This window comes from Streptomyces sp. SBT349, assembly GCF_001083795.1.
Taxonomy (GTDB): Bacteria; Actinomycetota; Actinomycetes; order Streptomycetales; family Streptomycetaceae; genus Streptomyces.
This window is the reverse complement of sequence record NZ_LAVK01000685.1, coordinates 1-1,160: the sequence shown is the minus strand read 5'-3', so window position 1 is coordinate 1,160 and position 1,160 is coordinate 1. Positions and strand designations below refer to the sequence as shown.

1 protein-coding gene and 1 pseudogene are annotated in these 1,160 nt (G+C 77.8%); one reads left to right on the top strand and one right to left on the bottom strand.

Translation table 11 applies throughout. The features are described 5' to 3' along the window. Positions 1 to 37 precede the first annotated feature (37 nt). The gene (gene tsaB / locus ADY01_RS35815) at positions 38 to 709 is read right to left on the bottom strand and encodes a tRNA (adenosine(37)-N6)-threonylcarbamoyltransferase complex dimerization subunit type 1 TsaB (RefSeq protein ID WP_049581079.1); all 672 of its coding nucleotides are present in this window, start codon (positions 707 to 709) and stop codon (positions 38 to 40) included. A 125-nt stretch (positions 710 to 834) separates the two neighbouring features. Between tsaB and ADY01_RS35810 the strand changes: the two are divergent. Next, positions 835 to 1,160: pseudogene (locus ADY01_RS35810) on the top strand (hypothetical protein); the annotation flags it as partial.

The window sequence follows — 1,160 nt, the reverse complement described above, 5'->3', positions numbered from 1 at the left end:
GCCGCGGTTCGCCCCGTTCCCCGGGCGCCGTCCGACGTCATCCCCGGGTGACCGCCTTGTACCCGGCGGGCACCCGCGCGTCCGGGCGGCGCAGGTACTGGGGCGTCGGCCCCGGCAGCTCCTCCCCCGCGGCCAGCCGCTCACCGGCGAGCGCCGCCAGCGCGGCGGCCGACGCGTGCGCGGGCAGGTCCTCGCGCGCGCCGGTGAAGGCTTCCGGATACAGCAGCGCGCCCGCCCCGGCGGCCGGCAGCCCGGCCACCTCCGCGGCGATCTCGGCCGGGCGGTCCACCGCCGGGCCGGCCACCCGCGTGCGGGCATCGGCGTAACGCGCCCAGTACACCTCTTTGCGCCGGGCGTCCGTCGCGACGACGAACGGCTCGTCGAGCCCCGTCGCGTAGGCGAGCGCGTCGAGCGTGCCCACGCCGTGCACCGGTATCGAACGGGCCGCGCCCAGCGCCGCGGCGGTCGCCAGCCCCACGCGCAGCCCCGTGTAGGGGCCGGGGCCCGTGCCGACGACCACCGCGTCCACCTCGGCGAGCGCGCGCCCGGCCTCGGCGAGCACCCGGTCCACGGCGGGCAGCAGCAGCTCCCCGTGACGGCGGGCGTCGACCGCCTCGGCGACGGCCAGCGCCCCGCCTGCCTCGGGCGCCGTCTCGTGGAGGGCGACGGTGACCGCGGGCGTCGCGGTGTCCAGAGCGAGCAAGAGCACGCGGCAAGCCTACGGCTCCCCGAACGGCGGGCGCGTCCCTGGTAGCGTCGATCCGTTCGCTCCGGACCGGTCTCCGGGGGGATCACGACCTCGCGACCCCGTCAGGGAAAGGCGGCAGCAGAACCGTGGCGCGCCATACCTCAGGCTCACGATCCGGTGTCTTCGTCACCACGCTGACCGTTGCCGCGCTCGCCGTCGTCGCCTTCTTCGCCTACCAGGCGTCCGCGTCGGACGACTCGCCGGCCGCCGCGGGCGGCGCCTCGCCCTCGGCCTCCCCCGAGGACGGCTCGGCCGGAGCGGAGGCCGGTGACGAGGACGAGGGGCCGCCGCCGGTGCCCGCCGAGTCGGGCGAGGGCAGGCGCGTGGTCTACTCGCTCGGCCAGCAGCGGGTCTGGCTGGTGGACGAGGACCCCGGCGGCTCGGGCGAGGAGGTCGAGACGACGTACCAGGT